Annotated in this window: 15 protein-coding genes; 7 read left to right on the plus strand and 8 right to left on the minus strand. The window is 64.9% G+C overall.

Annotation, left to right across the window (positions count from 1 at the left end):
* Window positions 1-217 precede the first annotated feature (217 nt).
* Entirely contained in the window at window positions 218-2,251 is a 2,034-nt protein-coding gene (locus tag KVX96_RS03225) for an NADPH-dependent 2,4-dienoyl-CoA reductase (protein WP_261192790.1), read from the plus strand.
* Between the two features lie 211 nt (window positions 2,252-2,462).
* A complete protein-coding gene (locus KVX96_RS03230) occupies window positions 2,463-3,368 on the plus strand; it encodes a LysR family transcriptional regulator (RefSeq protein WP_261192791.1) in 906 nt (301 codons plus the stop codon).
* A 45-nt stretch (window positions 3,369-3,413) separates the two neighbouring features.
* On the opposite strand, the gene KVX96_RS03235 is transcribed toward KVX96_RS03230, so the two are convergent.
* The 4 genes from KVX96_RS03235 to KVX96_RS03250 are packed head-to-tail and all read right to left on the minus strand — an operon-like array spanning window position 3,414 to window position 6,404.
* On the minus strand, window positions 3,414-4,364 hold the full coding sequence (locus KVX96_RS03235) for an OmpA family protein (RefSeq protein WP_261192792.1): 951 nt from the start codon (window positions 4,362-4,364) through the stop codon (window positions 3,414-3,416).
* On the minus strand, window positions 4,361-4,936 hold the full coding sequence (locus KVX96_RS03240; protein ID WP_261192793.1) for a peroxidase-related enzyme: 576 nt from the start codon (window positions 4,934-4,936) through the stop codon (window positions 4,361-4,363). Before KVX96_RS03240 ends, KVX96_RS03235 begins: the two co-directional genes overlap by 4 nt.
* Window positions 4,933-5,676: a GNAT family N-acetyltransferase gene (locus tag KVX96_RS03245; RefSeq protein WP_261192794.1), complete on the minus strand. Its 744-nt coding sequence runs from the start codon at window positions 5,674-5,676 to the stop codon at window positions 4,933-4,935. The genes KVX96_RS03240 and KVX96_RS03245 overlap by 4 nt, the downstream gene beginning before the upstream one ends.
* Window positions 5,676-6,404, minus strand: a complete 729-nt coding sequence (locus KVX96_RS03250) for a competence/damage-inducible protein A (protein ID WP_261192795.1) — start codon at window positions 6,402-6,404, stop codon at window positions 5,676-5,678. The genes KVX96_RS03245 and KVX96_RS03250 overlap by 1 nt, the downstream gene beginning before the upstream one ends.
* Window positions 6,405-6,453: 49 nt before the next feature.
* On the opposite strand from KVX96_RS03250, the gene sfsA reads away from it, so the two are divergent.
* The 3 genes from sfsA to KVX96_RS03265 all read left to right on the plus strand — a co-directional run bounded on the left by sfsA (window position 6,454) and on the right by KVX96_RS03265 (window position 9,187).
* Complete coding sequence (gene sfsA, locus KVX96_RS03255) at window positions 6,454-7,161, plus strand: DNA/RNA nuclease SfsA (RefSeq protein WP_261192796.1); 708 nt, start codon at window positions 6,454-6,456, stop codon at window positions 7,159-7,161.
* Window positions 7,162-7,412: 251 nt separating this feature from the next.
* Window positions 7,413-8,225, plus strand: coding sequence for a type I methionyl aminopeptidase (map, locus tag KVX96_RS03260; protein ID WP_261192797.1), 813 nt, complete (start codon window positions 7,413-7,415; stop codon window positions 8,223-8,225).
* A gap of 86 nt (window positions 8,226-8,311) precedes the next feature.
* Complete coding sequence (locus KVX96_RS03265) at window positions 8,312-9,187, plus strand: ornithine carbamoyltransferase (protein WP_261192798.1); 876 nt, start codon at window positions 8,312-8,314, stop codon at window positions 9,185-9,187.
* A 336-nt stretch (window positions 9,188-9,523) separates the two neighbouring features.
* On the opposite strand, the gene rsmD is transcribed toward KVX96_RS03265, so the two are convergent.
* On the minus strand, window positions 9,524-10,084 hold the full coding sequence (gene rsmD / locus KVX96_RS03270) for a 16S rRNA (guanine(966)-N(2))-methyltransferase RsmD (protein ID WP_261192799.1): 561 nt from the start codon (window positions 10,082-10,084) through the stop codon (window positions 9,524-9,526).
* 82 nt (window positions 10,085-10,166) lie between these two features.
* Here rsmD and KVX96_RS03275 point away from each other — a divergent pair, with 82 nt between their 5' ends.
* On the plus strand, window positions 10,167-10,658 hold the full coding sequence (locus KVX96_RS03275) for a peroxiredoxin (protein ID WP_261192801.1): 492 nt from the start codon (window positions 10,167-10,169) through the stop codon (window positions 10,656-10,658).
* Window positions 10,659-10,967: 309 nt separating this feature from the next.
* Window positions 10,968-12,083: a Hint domain-containing protein gene (locus KVX96_RS03280; protein WP_261192803.1), complete on the plus strand. Its 1,116-nt coding sequence runs from the start codon at window positions 10,968-10,970 to the stop codon at window positions 12,081-12,083.
* A 48-nt stretch (window positions 12,084-12,131) separates the two neighbouring features.
* Here the strand turns inward: KVX96_RS03280 and KVX96_RS03285 are convergent, their stop codons facing one another.
* Genes KVX96_RS03285 through KVX96_RS03295 form a run of 3 tightly spaced genes read right to left on the minus strand, consistent with a single transcriptional unit; the run spans window position 12,132 to window position 14,449 of the window.
* Window positions 12,132-12,959, minus strand: a complete 828-nt coding sequence (locus KVX96_RS03285; protein WP_261192804.1) for a mechanosensitive ion channel family protein — start codon at window positions 12,957-12,959, stop codon at window positions 12,132-12,134.
* A 9-nt stretch (window positions 12,960-12,968) separates the two neighbouring features.
* Window positions 12,969-13,265 (minus strand): 4a-hydroxytetrahydrobiopterin dehydratase, encoded by a 297-nt coding sequence (locus tag KVX96_RS03290; protein WP_261192805.1) that lies wholly within the window; start codon window positions 13,263-13,265, stop codon window positions 12,969-12,971.
* The gene (locus KVX96_RS03295; protein WP_261192806.1) at window positions 13,262-14,449 is read right to left on the minus strand and encodes a GNAT family N-acetyltransferase; all 1,188 of its coding nucleotides are present in this window, start codon (window positions 14,447-14,449) and stop codon (window positions 13,262-13,264) included. Before KVX96_RS03295 ends, KVX96_RS03290 begins: the two co-directional genes overlap by 4 nt.
* Window positions 14,450-14,484 lie beyond the last annotated feature (35 nt).

Genomic DNA, 14,484 nt, shown 5'->3' on the forward strand with positions numbered 1-14,484 from the left:
CTCTGCCCCCGCACCCCCGGGATACTTCCAGTCAGAAGATGGGGCCCCACTTTGTTCTCTAAATATCTCGGGGGAGGCGCCGAAGGCGGCGGGGGCAGAGCCCCCCATGACTCCGCCAAAGCCTGCCTTTACGTTCGCGTAAACTGTGTGACGTTGCGTTCCTCGTGACTTCGCGCTTGCCTTGAAGGACATCTGTGGCACTGCAGGAGGATCCCACATGACCCAGTCTCACTACCCCAATCTCTTGGCGCCGCTCGATCTTGGGTTCACGACCCTGAAGAACCGGGTGTTGATGGGCTCGATGCACACCGGGCTCGAAGAGACGAAGGACTGGAACCGGGTTGCGGAGTTCTATGCCGAGCGCGCGCGCGGCGGGGTGGCTTTGATCGTCACCGGGGGCATGGCCCCCAACCGCGAAGGTGGGGTATTCCCCGGTGCGGCGGGCCTGTTCAACGATCAGGACATCGCCAACCACCGGATCGTGACCGACCGCGTCCATGACAATGGCGGTAAGATCGCCATGCAGATCCTCCATGCCGGCCGCTACGCTTACTCGCCCGAGTGCGTCGCGCCCTCGCCGGTCAAATCGCCGATATCCCCCTTCCCACCGAAGGAGCTGGACGAGGCGGGCATCGAGAAGCAGATCGCGGATTTCGTGACCGCCACGGTGCGCGCCCGCGAAGCCGGCTATGATGGCGTCGAGATCATGGGATCCGAGGGCTATTTCATCAACCAGTTCCTCGTGACCCACACCAACAAGCGCACCGACCGCTGGGGCGGGGACTATGAGAACCGCATGCGCCTGCCGGTGGAGATCGTGCGCCGCTGCCGCGAGGCGGTGGGGCCGGACTTCATCATCATCTACCGCCTGTCGATGATTGACCTCGTGCCCAATGGCTCTACCCATGAAGAGGTGGTGCAGCTGGCGCAGGCCGTGGAGGCCGCAGGCGCGACCATCATCAACACCGGCATCGGCTGGCACGAGGCCCGTGTGCCTACCATCGCCACTTCGGTGCCGCGCCGTGCCTTCACCTGGGTCACGCAGAAGCTGATGGGCAAGGTCGGCGTGCCGCTGATCACCTCCAACCGGATCAACACCCCCGAAGTGGCCGAAAGCGTGCTGGCCGATGGCTGCGCGGATATGGTTTCCATGGCGCGGCCCTTTCTGGCGGACTCCGATTTCGTGGCCAAGGCAGAGGCGGGCCGCGCCGATGAGATCGCGCCGTGCATTGCCTGCAACCAGGCGTGCCTCGATCACACCTTTTCGGGCAAGCTGACGAGCTGCCTCGTGAACCCACGGGCCTGTCATGAAACGGAGATCGTGATCACCCCCACGGATACGCCGAAATCCATCGCCGTTGTGGGCGCTGGGCCGGCGGGGCTATCGGCTGCGCTGACGCTGGATGAGCGCGGCCACCGTGTGACGCTGATCGACCGCGCGCGTGAGCTGGGCGGCCAGCTCAACATCGCCAAGCAGATCCCCGGCAAGGAGGAATTCCACGGTTTCGTGCAATGGTTCGAGACCATGGTGGCCAAATCCTCCATCACGGTGAAACTCGCCACCGAGGCCACGCCGGATCTGCTGGCGGAGTTTGATGAGATCATCGTCGCCACCGGCGTCGTGCCGCGCGATCCGCAGATTCCGGGGCAGGATGGCGCCAATGTGCTCGGCTACATCGATGTGCTGCGCGAGAAGAAGCCCGTCGGTAAGACGGTGGCCGTGATCGGCGCGGGCGGCATTGGCTTTGATGTCTCCGAATACCTTGTGCACGAGGGCGAAAGCCCCACGGAAGATCTGAAACTCTGGAAAGAGGAATGGGGCGTGGGCGATCCGGAAGAAACGCGCGGCGGCCTCGCCAGCGACGGCCCGCAGCCCCATGCCCCGGCGCGGGCAGTGACGCTACTGCAGCGCAAGGCTCAGAAACCCGGCAAGGGGCTTGGCAAGACCACGGGCTGGATCCACCGCGCCGCGCTTCAGATGAAGGGCGTGAAGATGGTCGGCGGTGTGAATTACGAGAAGATCGACGCCGAAGGTCTCCACGTCAGCCACGGCGAAGCGCGCGAGAACCCGCAGGTGATCCCGGCCGATACCGTTGTGATTTGCGCCGGGCAGGTGTCGGATCGCTCGCTCGCGGACGCACTGGCGGCCACGGGTAAGCCCGTGCATGTGATCGGCGGGGCCGATGTGGCGGCGGAGCTCGATGCCAAGCGCGCCATCAATCAAGGCACGCGGCTCGCGGCTTCGCTTTAAGTCAGGGCGTAGCGGCGCTGTCAAAGCGCCGCCGCGTTTGCCTTTGGCGCTGAAAAACCAGCCTTTTTCAGCGCTCTTGGCTGATTGTTTCTCTGTTTCCCCATCCCGAACGATCCCTTTTTAAACCCCGAGATTGTCGGGCGTTCACCCCAATTCCGCCCGATTCTGGCAGCATACCCTTAGGGGAACACAGGATCTGGTAGGACTTGTTATGGACCGTTTGACCGAAATGGAAGCCTTCGCCACTGTCGTGGATCAGGGAGGGTTTACTGACGCCGCCCGCAAGATGGGGATCTCCAAATCGGCGGTGTCCAAACACGTATCTTCTCTGGAAGCCCGCCTTGGCGCGCGGCTTCTGAACCGCACCACCCGCCGGGTGAGCCCCACCGAGATTGGCCTTGCCTATTACGATCGCGCCCGCCGGGTGCTGAACGATGCGGGCGAGGCGGATGCGCTTGTCACCTCGATGCAATCGGCGCCCTCGGGCCTGCTGCGGATCTCCGTGGCCACCGACTTCGGCGTCAATCACCTCTCGCCGGTGCTGGGGGATTTCCTGCTCGAGTTCCCCGACATCACCGTGAACATGGTGCTCAACAACCGCTACGTGGAGCTGATCAGCGAGGGCTTTGACATGGCCGTGCGCATCGGTGAGCTGGAAGACAGCTCCCTGCGCGCCCGCAAGCTCACGGAAACCACCAAGCGGATGATCGGCAGCCCGGCCTATTTCGAGAAATACGGCCGCCCGCAGAAGATCGACGATCTGAACGAGCACAAGCTTCTGCATTATTCCAGCCAGTCCAACGGGGCCGTCTGGAAGCTCACCGCGCCCTCTGGCGAGAAGCGGCAAGTACGCACGGCGGGCTGGCTTTCGGTGAACGACGGCCAATCGCTGCTCAATGCCGCGATCTCCGGCCTTGGCATCGCTTACCTGCCGAGCTTCCTCTACGGCGACGCGCTGAAGAAAGGGCTGGTGGAAGAGGCCATTCCCGATCTGCCGCAAGAGACACAGGGCATCTATGCCGTCTACCCGCCGGGGCGGTTCACCCAGCCCAAGGTGCGCGCCTTCATCGATTTCCTCGTCAACGCCTTTGCCGAAAAAGGCCCCGACCACTGGTAAGATTTCAAGGGTTTCCCTCGCGAAGGCATTCCTCCCCCGCCTTCGCTACTGGGTCGAAGTGAGAACCACTTCGACCCGTCTGTTTTGGGTGCGCCCGTCATCTGTCAGGTTGCTGGCGCGCGGGGAGAGGAAGCCCATCCCTTCGGCGCTGATCTGCTCCGGGTTCACGCCATGGGCCTGCGTCAGCCGCGCCGCCACAGAGGCGGCGCGTTTCTTTGAAAGCGCTACGTTGCCCTCCAGCGAGCCTTCCGCATCGGTGTGCCCCACCAGCGCGACCGTGCGTTCCGGGTTGGCCCTAAGATAGGCTGCCAGCGCGCCAAGCGAGTCAAACGGCCCCTTGCCCAGCTCGGAGGAGCCGGTTTCGAAGGCCAGATCGTCCAGCACCAGATAGCCCGTGCCTTCCAGCCGCTCTGCGAAACTGCCGGGAATGGTGGGCGTTGGTGCGGTGGTGATGGGCCCCGTTCCACCAGTGCCGCCTGCTTCGCTCTGGTTCGCGGCGGCGGGGCGGATTTCGGTCAGCTGCAGGAAGCCCTCGGTGGCGCTGCGGCTCACCATGACGCCGAGGTATTCGGCCTCCTGCCCGGTGCCACGCCGGGCGGAAAGGAAACGGAAATCGCCGAGATCCACATGCATCGCCGGAGCGTTCATCGTGCCGGAGGCAAAGCGGAAATCAAAGCCGCCGCAGGCGTCGGTTTCGCAGGCAAAGAGGATCGTGAAGCCAGCCGCCTCCAGCTGGCTGCGCAGGGGGGCGATGAGATCCAGCGTCGAGGCGCTGCTGCCAGCGATGCGCCAGGCGCTGCGGCGCAGCTGTCCTTCGGTGGGCAAAAGCTGCGCGCCGCTCTCCTGCCAGGCCCCGGTGGGCAGCGCGAAGCTGCCGTTGGCCTCTGCCTCTTCCGCAGTCAGCTCCGCCCCTGCGGGCAGGCTCAGCGGGGCAGCCATTGCCGCGCCAGAAAGGCAGGCGCAGGCGGCCAGAGCTTGGGCGAAAAGCGCGTTCATCGGGATTGCGAATGATACTCGGGGTTGGGCCGCATGTCGGTGGCCGAAGCGATCCGGTTGCTCATGTTGAAGAACCCGGCCACCGAGGCGATGTCCCAGATGTCGCGCTCCGAAAAGCCCACGCTGCGCAGGCCTTCACGGTCTTTCTCTTCGATGGTGTAGCTCGCGTTCGTCATCAGCGCGGCGAAATCCAGCATCGCGCGGTGGCGGGCCGTGAGCTTGGCCACGCGGTAGTTCATCACCAGCATTTCGCCCAGTTCGGGATCGCCCGAAAGCTCGCGCACCGCCGCGCCATGGGCCACGAGGCAGTAATAGCAGCGGTTGATGGAGGAGACGACGACGGCGATCATCTCGCGCTCGAGCTTGCTGAGGCCGGAGTCCGCAAGCATCAGATCGTTGTAGAGCCCGGTGAAAGCGTTCAGCTTCTCGATGTCGAAGGCATAGGCCTTCAGCACGTTGGGGATGAGCCCCAGCTTCTCGGTGCAGATGTCGAAGTATTTCTGGATGTCGGCGGGCAGCGGATCCACCATCGGCAGATCCAGCGCCGTCGGCTGGGTGTCTTCTGTTGTCACGTGTCTGGTGCCCCGGCGGATGCCAATTGTCGGTAGTGGTAGGTTTCCACAGATGCCATGCCGAGGGAAGCATAGAGCGCGTTGGCTGGCATGTTTTCGCGCGTCACGGCGAGCGCCATCCAGCGCGCACCGGCCTTTTGCGCCCATTGCGCGGCCACGCCCATCATCTTGCGGGCGGCCTGCTTGCGGCGCATCTGCGGGGAGACTTCGAGCGCGTGGAGCATGGCTATTTCCCCGTGCAGCGCCACGAAGGCCGTGCCCGCCGCCCGGGCTTCGGCGCGGCCCAGAATGGCGGCCTTTGGGCCTTGCGCGCGCGGCATCACCGCCAGCCGCGCCGCGCCGATCCCGGCTTCGGCCCAGATTTCCTCCTGAATGGCGAGCGGGGGCCAGATGGCGAAGCCAGAAAGCCGTTCGGTGTCGATCGCGGCGAGGGCCTCGATGGGGGCCACGTAGAGCCGGACCGGGTCCACAAGTGCGTAGCCGCGCGCCGCGAGTGCGGTATCGAGCGCGGAATCCTCCGGGCGGATCATGAAGAGGGGGTCTTGCCCAAGCGCGTGCATGGCGGCCTCGGCCTGCGGGATGTCGGCCTCAGACACGGGGCCTGCCGGTGTCGCCGCCGAAACGCGTTTGCCGCCACCGGCGCCGAAGCGGATGTGCCAAGGGCCGATCGTTTCGAGCCGTGCGGCAGGCCATGTGGCTTCCAAGGCTGCGAAGAGCGCCGCCCGGTCGGGGCTTTGCATCAGAGCGCGCCCTCGAATTCCTGCGCGAGCCGGGTCATGGCGGCATCAATCCGCGCCCCATCCGTGCCCCGGATCACGATATTGGCCCCGTAAGCGCCGTCCTGCTGGAAGGGGTAGGAGCCGATGGAGAGATCAGCGAAATCCGCCGCCAGCGCGGCCAGCGGCCCGGCGATATCGCCCTCGCCCCGGTTGATGCGCAGCGATTGCGACAGCAGCGGCGCGCCGCCGGTAAGTGTGGGAAGCACCGAGGCCACCATGGCCTGAAACACCGAAGGCACCCCGGCCATCACATGCACATTCTGCAGGGTGAAGCCCGGCGCGATGGAGACGGGGTTGTCGATCAGCGCCGCGCCATCAGGGATGCGAGCCATGCGCAGGCGGGCCTCGTTCAGCTCGCGCCCCGTGGCCTCGTAGTGATCGGCCAGCAGCTTGCGGGCATCGGCGCGCACGGTGATCGGCGTGTCGAAAGCGGCGGCGATGCATTCGGCGGTGATGTCGTCATGGGTGGGGCCGATGCCGCCGGAGGTGAACAGGTGATCAGCGGAGGCCGAAAGCGCCTGCACCGCCTTGATGATCGCGGCGCGATCATCGGCCACCACGCGCACCTCGACCAGGTCGATCCCCTGTTTGGCCAGTTCCCCGGCGAGGAAATGCATGTTGGAATCGCGGGTGCGGCCCGAGAGGATCTCGTCCCCGATCACGAGCATGGCGGCGGTGGGGTTGGGCATGGTGGGGCTCCGTCTTGCCGGGTGGTTGGCTTCGGTATAGGCCTGCGCCATGCGCTTTCAAACCCCTCTCGTGCCCGCCACGCTGATCCGCCGCTACAAACGTTTCCTCGCCGATGTGCGGCTTGAGGATGGCCGCGAGGTGGTGGCCCATTGCCCCAATCCCGGCGGTATGATCGGGCTGCAGGAGGAGGGGATACGGATTTGGCTCGAGCCCAACGACGACCCGAAGAAGAAGCTGAAATACGGCTGGCGGCTGGTGGAGCACGAGGGCGGCCACTGGACGGGGATCGACACCGGCGTGCCGAACCGGGTGGTGAAGGAAGCGCTGCAGGCGCGCGAGATCCCGGCGCTTTCCGCTTACTCGGGCGTGCGGCCCGAGGCGAAATATGGCGCGTCGAGCCGGGTGGATTTTCTGCTCACCGAGCCGGGTCTGCCCGATTGCTACGTGGAAGTGAAAAACGTCCATCTGCGGCGGCAGGGCGATCTGGCGGAGTTTCCCGACAGTGTCACCGCGCGCGGGCGCAAGCATCTGGGGGAACTGGCGGCGATGGTGGCGGAAGGCCACCGTGCGGTGATGCTTTACCTCGTGCAACGCACCGATTGCGCTCGCTTTGCGCTGGCGGCGGATATGGACCCGGCTTATGCGGCGGCTTTCGTTGAAGCGCGGGCTGCCGGGGTGGAGGCGCTCTGCCATGGCACGCGGATTTCGCCGGAAGGGGTTTGGCTGGCAGGAGAGCTTCCGGTGGAAGATGTTTAAGGTTCTGAAAAAGTAAAGGAAATGCTGAGCTCTGGCGTGAAGGGCAGCCCCCATCCGCCGGGTGGGGGTGAAGCCCCCGCCCGAAGCGGGCGGACGGGGGCTGCCCGGCGTGCCGCCGGGCGAAAGGGGATCATCCTTTCTGGAAGCCTCCCTCGTCGCTGGCGTTTGAATATGCCGTGCCCTTCCCCCACTGGCACTTTCCGCGCAAAACCCTTATCTGTAGCGCGCACTCAACTGTTCGGAGCATTCCCTTGGACGATAGCCGTGGCCGCCTGACCCGTGACGGAATCCGCATTTACCCGCAGGATGCCTTTGCCGGCATGCATGCCGCTGGCCGCGTGGCCGCGGAAATCCTCGATGGCGTCGCCGCCCTCGTGATTCCCGGCGCGACGACGGGCGAGCTGGATCAATGGATCACCGATCAGGTCGAGGCCATGGGCGCGACATCGGCCACCATCGGCTACAAGGGCTACCAGCACGCCTCCTGCATCTCGGTGAACCATGTCGTCTGCCACGGTATCCCCGGTGAGAAGAAGCTCAAGGATGGCGACATCCTGAACATCGACGTCACCGTGATCGTGGATGGCTGGTACGGCGACACGAGCCGGATGTATGTGGCCGGGAAGCTGCCGCGCAAGGCGGAGCGGCTCATTCAGGTGACGCATGACTCCCTGATGAAGGGCATCGAGGCGGTGAAGCCGGGCAACACCTTCGGCGACATCGGTCACGCGATCCAGAGCTACGCCGAGAGCCACCGCATGTCGGTGGTGCGCGATTTCTGCGGCCACGGGCTCGGCCGCGTGTTCCACGCGCCGCCCAACGTGCTGCACTATGGCCGCCCGGGCTCCGGCCCGGTGCTGGAAGAGGGCATGTTCTTCACCATCGAGCCGATGATCAATCTGGGCCGCCCGGAAACCAAGGTTCTGGCCGACGATTGGACAGCCGTGACCCGCGACAAAAGCCTCTCGGCGCAGTTCGAGCACTCCGTGGGCGTGACGGCTGATGGCGTGGAAATCTTCACGCTCTCCCCGGCCGGGCGCTTCCACCCCACTTACGGGGAATAAGCGGCGGTTTTTCCCCCTTCGCCTTGCGCGCTTGATCCCGGTTGCCGCTTTGGCAATGCTGGCGGGCAGGGAAGGGGAAATCGGCTGTGTCACACCATCTTCTGCGCATCACGGATCTGAAGCCGCGCCAGATCGACTATGTCCTGCAACGGGCGATCACGCTGGGGCGCGATTTCGCGGCGGGGGGCATGGCTCCGGTGCTGGCCGGGCGCCGCGTGGCGCTGATCAACGGGGACCGCGGCTGGCGCAACCCGGTGGCGATGGAGCTTGGGCTTGCCGCCATGGGCGCCCATTGCGTTCAGGTGCCGGTGGGGCTTGCGGGGGCGGAAAGCCCGCGCGATCTGGCCCGCTATCTGGCGAACTGGTTCGATCTGGTGGCGATCCGCACCCCCTCGCTTGGCGCGCTGGACGTCTTTGCCGATGCCTGCGCGCTGCCCGTGCTGAACCTGCGCACCAAGCAGAACCACCCCTTTGAGGTCCTTGGTGATCTCTCCTACGTGCGCGCCCTGCGGGGCGGCATCGAAGGCTTGCGCGTGGCCGTTGTGGGGCCGGACGCCAATATCCTTGCCTCATGGGCGGAGGCCGCCGTGGCCCTGCCGATAGAGGTGGTGCAGATCGCCCCGCCTGCGCGTTGGCTGGCCCCCTCCCGCTACCCGACGGACCGCCTGCAGGTTTCCGATGACATGGGCGAACTGGCCCGTGCCGATGCCATTGTCACCGATTGCTGGCCACGCGGGGCGGAAGAGGCTGAGATGGCCCCGTTCCGCATCGAGGCCGCTCATCTGGACGCCACCAAACCCGGCTGCCTCTTCATCCCGTGCCCACCCGTCACGCGCGGTGAGGAGGTGAGCGCGGCAGCTATGGATCACCCCCGCTGCGTGGCCTATGCGGCCAAGGCGCAGCTGATGCATGTGCAGACGGCCTTTGCCGAGGCGGTGCTGACGGAGCGGTTGCCGTCTTGAATGCCAGATTGTGTATTTGGTTTGAACAGAAGCGCCGCTTCCGCGGGGTGGCGCAATCGCGTCGCCAGTTTTGCCGGAGGCAAACCTCCGGTTTGACGGGGGCGGAACGGCGCGGCCCAACAGTGCCTGTTAGGCACGAGATAAGAAATCGATGTTAGGGCAGTTCTGTTTTTCGTTCCGCCTCCATCCGCCGCCAGATCAGCAGAAACAGCGTTTCACCGCCGGCCGCCGTAGCCACATCGCTCATCAGCGGCCAGAGAGACTGCGCCGGCGCAGGGGCCGCTTTCGCCTGTTTCGGCGCGGCAGTGGCGTAGTCGTCGGTGTAGCCGGTCTCTGTCAGGGGGTGGGCTCCAGAAAGGTGATCACCGTGTCACCATAGCGCTTTTCGCCCAGCACGCCAAATCCGGCCGGGGCGCTGGCCGCGTTGTCCTCGAAAACGATCAGCGCGCCCTCTGCGATCCAGCCGCCCGCCACGGCGCTCTCAAGCGCCTTCTGCCCCAACCCTTTGCCGTAGGGCGGATCGAGGAAGATCAGATCAAACCCGGCCCCTGTGTTGGCGGGCAGCCGCGTGGCGTCGCGCCGGATCAGACGGCTCTCGCCTTCCGCGCGGCACAGGCGGATGTTCTCGGAAATCAGCGCCTGCGCCTTGCGGCCATCGTCCACGAAACAGGCTTCCGCCGCCCCGCGCGACAGCGCCTCAAGCCCCAGCGCGCCGGTGCCTGCAAACAGATCTAAGACGCGCGCGTCCTCAATCGGATCGCCGAACTTCCCGCCCAGAAGCGTGTTGAACAGGCTCTCGCGCACGCGATCGGTTGTCGGGCGCAGATGCGCGCCCGCGTCGCCCTTGCCAACCGAGGCAAGGGCCTTGCCCCGAAAGCTGCCGGCAATGATGCGCATGCTGCGGTTTCCCTCTGGTTTTGAACCCCGCGGAGCCTATATCTGCCGTTCATGGAAACGCAATCGCGAACAGGGAACTGACATGACGATTTCCGTAGGAAACAAACTGCCGACGGCTGAGCTTTTCACCATCGGGGAGGCCGGCCCCGCGCAGGTGTCGCTGGGCGACAAGCTCGCCGGGCGCAAAGTGGTGATTTTCGGCCTGCCGGGCGCCTACACGGGCACCTGCTCCACCGCCCATGTGCCGAGCTTCATGCGCACCAAGGAGGCCTTCGCGGCCAAGGGCGTGGACGAGATCATCTGCGTGTCGGTCAACGATCCGTTCGTGATGAAAGCCTGGGGCGAGGCCACCGGTGCCACCGAAGCCGGCCTCACCTTCCTCGGTGACAGCATGGCCGCTTTCACCAAGGCCATCGGCATGGATTTCACCGCGCCCCCGGCCGGGCTGGTGGACCGCTCCAAACGCTATGCGATGCTGGTGGACGATGGCACGGTGACGGTGCTCAACGTCGAGGAAAACCCTGGCGTTTGCGAAACCTCCGCTGGGGAAGCCCTGCTGGAGCAGATCGCCTGATCTGACGGCGTTTCAGCCCCATGATTTCTACGCGCGCCCCGCCAGCTGGCCGGGCGCGCTTCCTTTGCGCCGTGCCGCGCAGCCCTTTGCTTAAGGCATTTGCTCTGCGCCTTTGGGTGGTGCAGGAATGGCGGCGCACACGTATTGCGATTTTCAGCCCAGAATGTCGCCTCAAAGTTTAAATCTTCGTAAGCGCTTCCCTTAAAGCTTTACTGTTTACGCCACGTTACCTGTTTCGCCCCTTTCCTGACGCGACGGTATTCCCCACATCAGGGGTGTTTCGATGTGTTAACGAGTTTGGGGAATGTCATGGCCCTTCTGACGATCCCGGTGGGTGCCTTCGCCACCGGCAACATCACCGGCAATCCACCTGACAGTGGCGTGCTCGTGACGGGCCTTCCGATCTCGGATTTCGTGGCCGATCTGGGCGGGGATCCCAATGTGGCGCGGGTGCTTCTTGAGATCGACGATTCCGACATCCAGCTGGGCGATGTGAACGGGGACGGAAACCCGGACTCCTACATCACCAACGGCACGCGCCCGCTGTCGTTCCAGATCGACGTCGACGGGGACGGTATCCCCGATTTCGACGTGCGTGGCCAGAACCCCAACGATCTGGACATCTACGTCGGTGGTCAGGAGGGCGACAACATCGCCCGGTTCAACGGCACCTTCCGGATCTTTGAAAGCGGCACCGACACTCAGGTCGGCACCTTCCCGGCACAGAACCTCTATATCTCCAGCAACGGCAATTTCCCCGATCCGGGCGAGGTGAAGACCATCGTCGATTCAGGCTCCGGCACGTTCATCATCGGCGGGGAAGGCGTGTTCCCGCCGCCGCCCGCGATCTGTTTCGTGGCCGGCACGATGATCCAGACGCGGCAGGGCGAGGTGGCGGTGGAGACTCTCAGGGTCGGCGATATGGTGCTGACGCGGGGCAACAGCTACCAGCCGGTGCGCTGGATCGGCACCCGCACCCTTCATGCCCACGAGGTAAAGCGCGATCGGCGCTTCCGGTCCGTCACCATTGCGGCGGGCGTCCTTGGCAATGATCGCCCCCTGCGCGTGAGCCAGCAGCACCGGGTGCTGGTGAGCGGGGCCCGCATGGAACTGATGTTCGGAATGGACGAGGCGCTGGTGCCCGCGATTGCCCTTCTGGACGATCGCCACGTGCGGCTCGACGCGCCCGAAACCGTGACCTATGTGCACATCCTGCTCGATCACCACGAGCTCGTGTTCTCCAACGGCTGCTTCTCTGAAAGCATCCAGCCCGGCGCGCTGTTTCTGGACGCGCAGTCCTCCCGCACCCGCGCCGAACTGCTGGAAATGTTCCCCGACATCTTCACCCCCGGCAGCCTTGAGAACACCGGCGCGCTGATGCCCGTGCTCAAACGCTTCGAGGCCCGCGCCGGGCTACTGCACTAACAAAAAAGGCCCCGTGAAAGGGGCCTTTTGCTTGGGTTACGTGCCGGATCAGGACGTGACCTGCACCATCGTGCGGGTGGGGAAGGGGATGTCGATCCCGCCAGCGTCAAAGGCGTCTTTCACCTGCCGGGTGAGGCCGAACTTGATGTCCCAGTAGTCTGCCGCGTTGCACCAGACGCGGACGGTGAAATCCACCGAGCTGTCGCCGAGATTACCAACCTTCACGAAGGGCTCCGGATCGGCATGGATGCGGGCATCGGCCTTGATCAGATCGCCGATGATCCCTTCGGCCTTCTTCAGATCGCTGCCGTAGGAGACACCGAAGACGAAATCCACGCGGCGGGTTGGGTGGGCCGAGTAATTGGTGATGGGCGAGCCCCAGACTTGCGCATTGGGGATGATGATCTGCACATTGTCCGGCGTGGCCAGTTCGGTGGTGAAGATCGAGATCTCCTTCACCGTGCCGCTTTCGCCGCCAACTTCGATGAAATCACCCGTTTTGAAAGGGCGGAACAGGATCAGCATCACGCCGGCCGCGAAGTTCGACAGCGTGCCCTGCAGGGCAAGGCCCACGGCAAGGCCGGCGGCACCGATCAGCGCCACGAGCGAGGTGGTTTCGACCCCGAAGCGGTTGAGGATGAAGATCCCGCCAAGCGCCATCACCATCACGCGGGCGATGTTGCCGAGGAAGGCAAAGAGCGTCGGATCCAGTTCCTCGCGCTTGCCGCCGAGGCTCACGATCCGGTTCTTCACCCATTTCGCCGCCCAGAGCGTGACGATCAGGATGGCGAAGGCCGCCACCACGTTCAGCCCCAGCTGTACGAGCCAATCGAGCGAGAGATACTTCGAAACATCAATTCCGGCTGCGGTGTCCATAACTCATCCTTACCCTGCGAGTGCATCCATCTTGCGTGCGAGCTTCACGTCCAGCTCCGAAAGCCCGCCCGCGTCATGGGTGGTTAGCGTGACCTCGACCGTCTTGTAAACATTGAACCATTCCGGGTGGTGGTTCCACTTCTCGGCAAACAGCGCGCTGCGCGTCATGAAGCCGAAGGCCTCCACGAAGTTCTTGAAGACGAAGCTCTTGCTGATCGCGTCACGCGTTTCGTCATGGGCCCAGCCGGTGGCGGTGAGCGCGGTGAGCGCCTCGGCGCGCGCCGGGTCTGCGAGTTTCTCGGTCATGTCTCAGGGTCCTTCCCTTTGCGGAACGGGCCGTAGCTGGTGAGGATTTCGATGTCCTCCTCAACGGCGGCGCGTTCGGCCTCCAGATATTGCGCGATGGCGCGGCGAAAGCCGTCGTCTGCCACCCAGTGCAGCGAATGGGTTGTGACGGGCAGGTAGCCGCGCGCCAGTTTGTGTTCGCCCTGCGCGCCGGCCTCCACACGGGCCATGCCGTGGGTGATCGCATGGTCGATGGCCGCGTAGTAGCAGAGTTCGAAATGCAGGCAGGGGTGATGTTCGGTGCAGCCCCAGTAGCGGCCATAGAGCGTTTCGCGGCCGATGAAGTTCAGCGCTCCGGCCACCCAGCGCCCCTCGCGCTCGGCCAGCACAAGCAGGATGTCATCCCGCAAATGGGCCTGTGCCTCGTCGAAGAAGGCGCGTGTCAGGTAGGGTGAGCCCCATTTGCGCGCGCCGGTGTCCTGGTAGAAGTGCCAGAAGGCGTCCCAGTGCTCGGGCTGGATCGCATCGCCCGTCAGGTGATGGATCGTGCCGCCAAAGCCCTGCGCCGTGGCGCGCTCCTTGCGGATCGCCTTGCGCTTGCGCGACGACAGCGAGGCGAGGAAGGCGTCGAAATCGGCGTAGCCTTCGTTGACCCAGTGAAACTGCTGGCTGGCCCGCGCCATCAGCCCCATCTGCCGCCCGGCGATGGCCTCGGCCTCGGTGCAGAAGGTGGCGTGGAGCGAGGAGAGCCCGTTTTCGCTGGCGAGCTGCACCGCCCCCTGCACCAGCGCCCCCATGCCCGCCGCCTCATGGCCGGGCTTTACGAGGAAGCGGCGGCCCGTGGCGGGGGTGAAGGGCACGGCGATCTGCAGCTTGGGGTAGTAACGCCCGCCGGCGTTCTCATAGGCGTGGGCCCAGTTGTGATCGAAGATGTATTCGCCCTGGCTGTGGCTCTTCACATAGAGCGGCGCGGCGGCGATCATCTCGCCGCCTTGCTCTGCCGTCAGGTAGCGCGGGCTCCAGCCGGTGCCCGGGCCAACGGAGCCAGACGTTTCCAACGCGCGCAGGAAGCGGTGGGTGGTGAAAGGATCAAGCGGCCGCCCGCCATCGGCCGTTTCCGGCGCGGCGCAGGCATCCCACGCGGCCGGGGCAACCTCGGAAAGGCTGCTCTGCACGTGAATCTCGATCTGCTCTGCCGTGGCCATGCACTGCCCCTGCGCGTTTCGCCCTGTACCCCAAC

It is taken from the genome of Pseudoruegeria sp. SHC-113 (assembly GCF_025376885.1).
In the GTDB taxonomy this organism is placed as follows: Bacteria; Pseudomonadota; Alphaproteobacteria; order Rhodobacterales; family Rhodobacteraceae; genus Pseudoruegeria.

Excerpts from the sequence above, each read along its gene's own strand:
- KVX96_RS03225 (WP_261192790.1), top strand. The coding sequence starts at position 218 with ATGACCCAGTCTCACTACCCCAATCTCTTGGCGCCGCTCGATCTTGGG.
- KVX96_RS03230 (WP_261192791.1), top strand. The coding sequence starts at position 2,463 with ATGGACCGTTTGACCGAAATGGAAGCCTTCGCCACTGTCGTGGATCAG.
- KVX96_RS03235 (WP_261192792.1), bottom strand. The coding sequence starts at position 4,364 with ATGAACGCGCTTTTCGCCCAAGCTCTGGCCGCCTGCGCCTGCCTTTCT.
- KVX96_RS03245 (WP_261192794.1), bottom strand. The coding sequence starts at position 5,676 with ATGCAAAGCCCCGACCGGGCGGCGCTCTTCGCAGCCTTGGAAGCCACA.
- KVX96_RS03250 (WP_261192795.1), bottom strand. The coding sequence starts at position 6,404 with ATGCCCAACCCCACCGCCGCCATGCTCGTGATCGGGGACGAGATCCTC.
- sfsA (WP_261192796.1), top strand. The coding sequence starts at position 6,454 with ATGCGCTTTCAAACCCCTCTCGTGCCCGCCACGCTGATCCGCCGCTAC.
- rsmD (WP_261192799.1), bottom strand. The coding sequence starts at position 10,084 with ATGCGCATCATTGCCGGCAGCTTTCGGGGCAAGGCCCTTGCCTCGGTT.
- KVX96_RS03275 (WP_261192801.1), top strand. The coding sequence starts at position 10,167 with ATGACGATTTCCGTAGGAAACAAACTGCCGACGGCTGAGCTTTTCACC.
- KVX96_RS03280 (WP_261192803.1), top strand. The coding sequence starts at position 10,968 with ATGGCCCTTCTGACGATCCCGGTGGGTGCCTTCGCCACCGGCAACATC.
- KVX96_RS03285 (WP_261192804.1), bottom strand. The coding sequence starts at position 12,959 with ATGGACACCGCAGCCGGAATTGATGTTTCGAAGTATCTCTCGCTCGAT.
- KVX96_RS03290 (WP_261192805.1), bottom strand. The coding sequence starts at position 13,265 with ATGACCGAGAAACTCGCAGACCCGGCGCGCGCCGAGGCGCTCACCGCG.
- KVX96_RS03295 (WP_261192806.1), bottom strand. The coding sequence starts at position 14,449 with ATGGCCACGGCAGAGCAGATCGAGATTCACGTGCAGAGCAGCCTTTCC.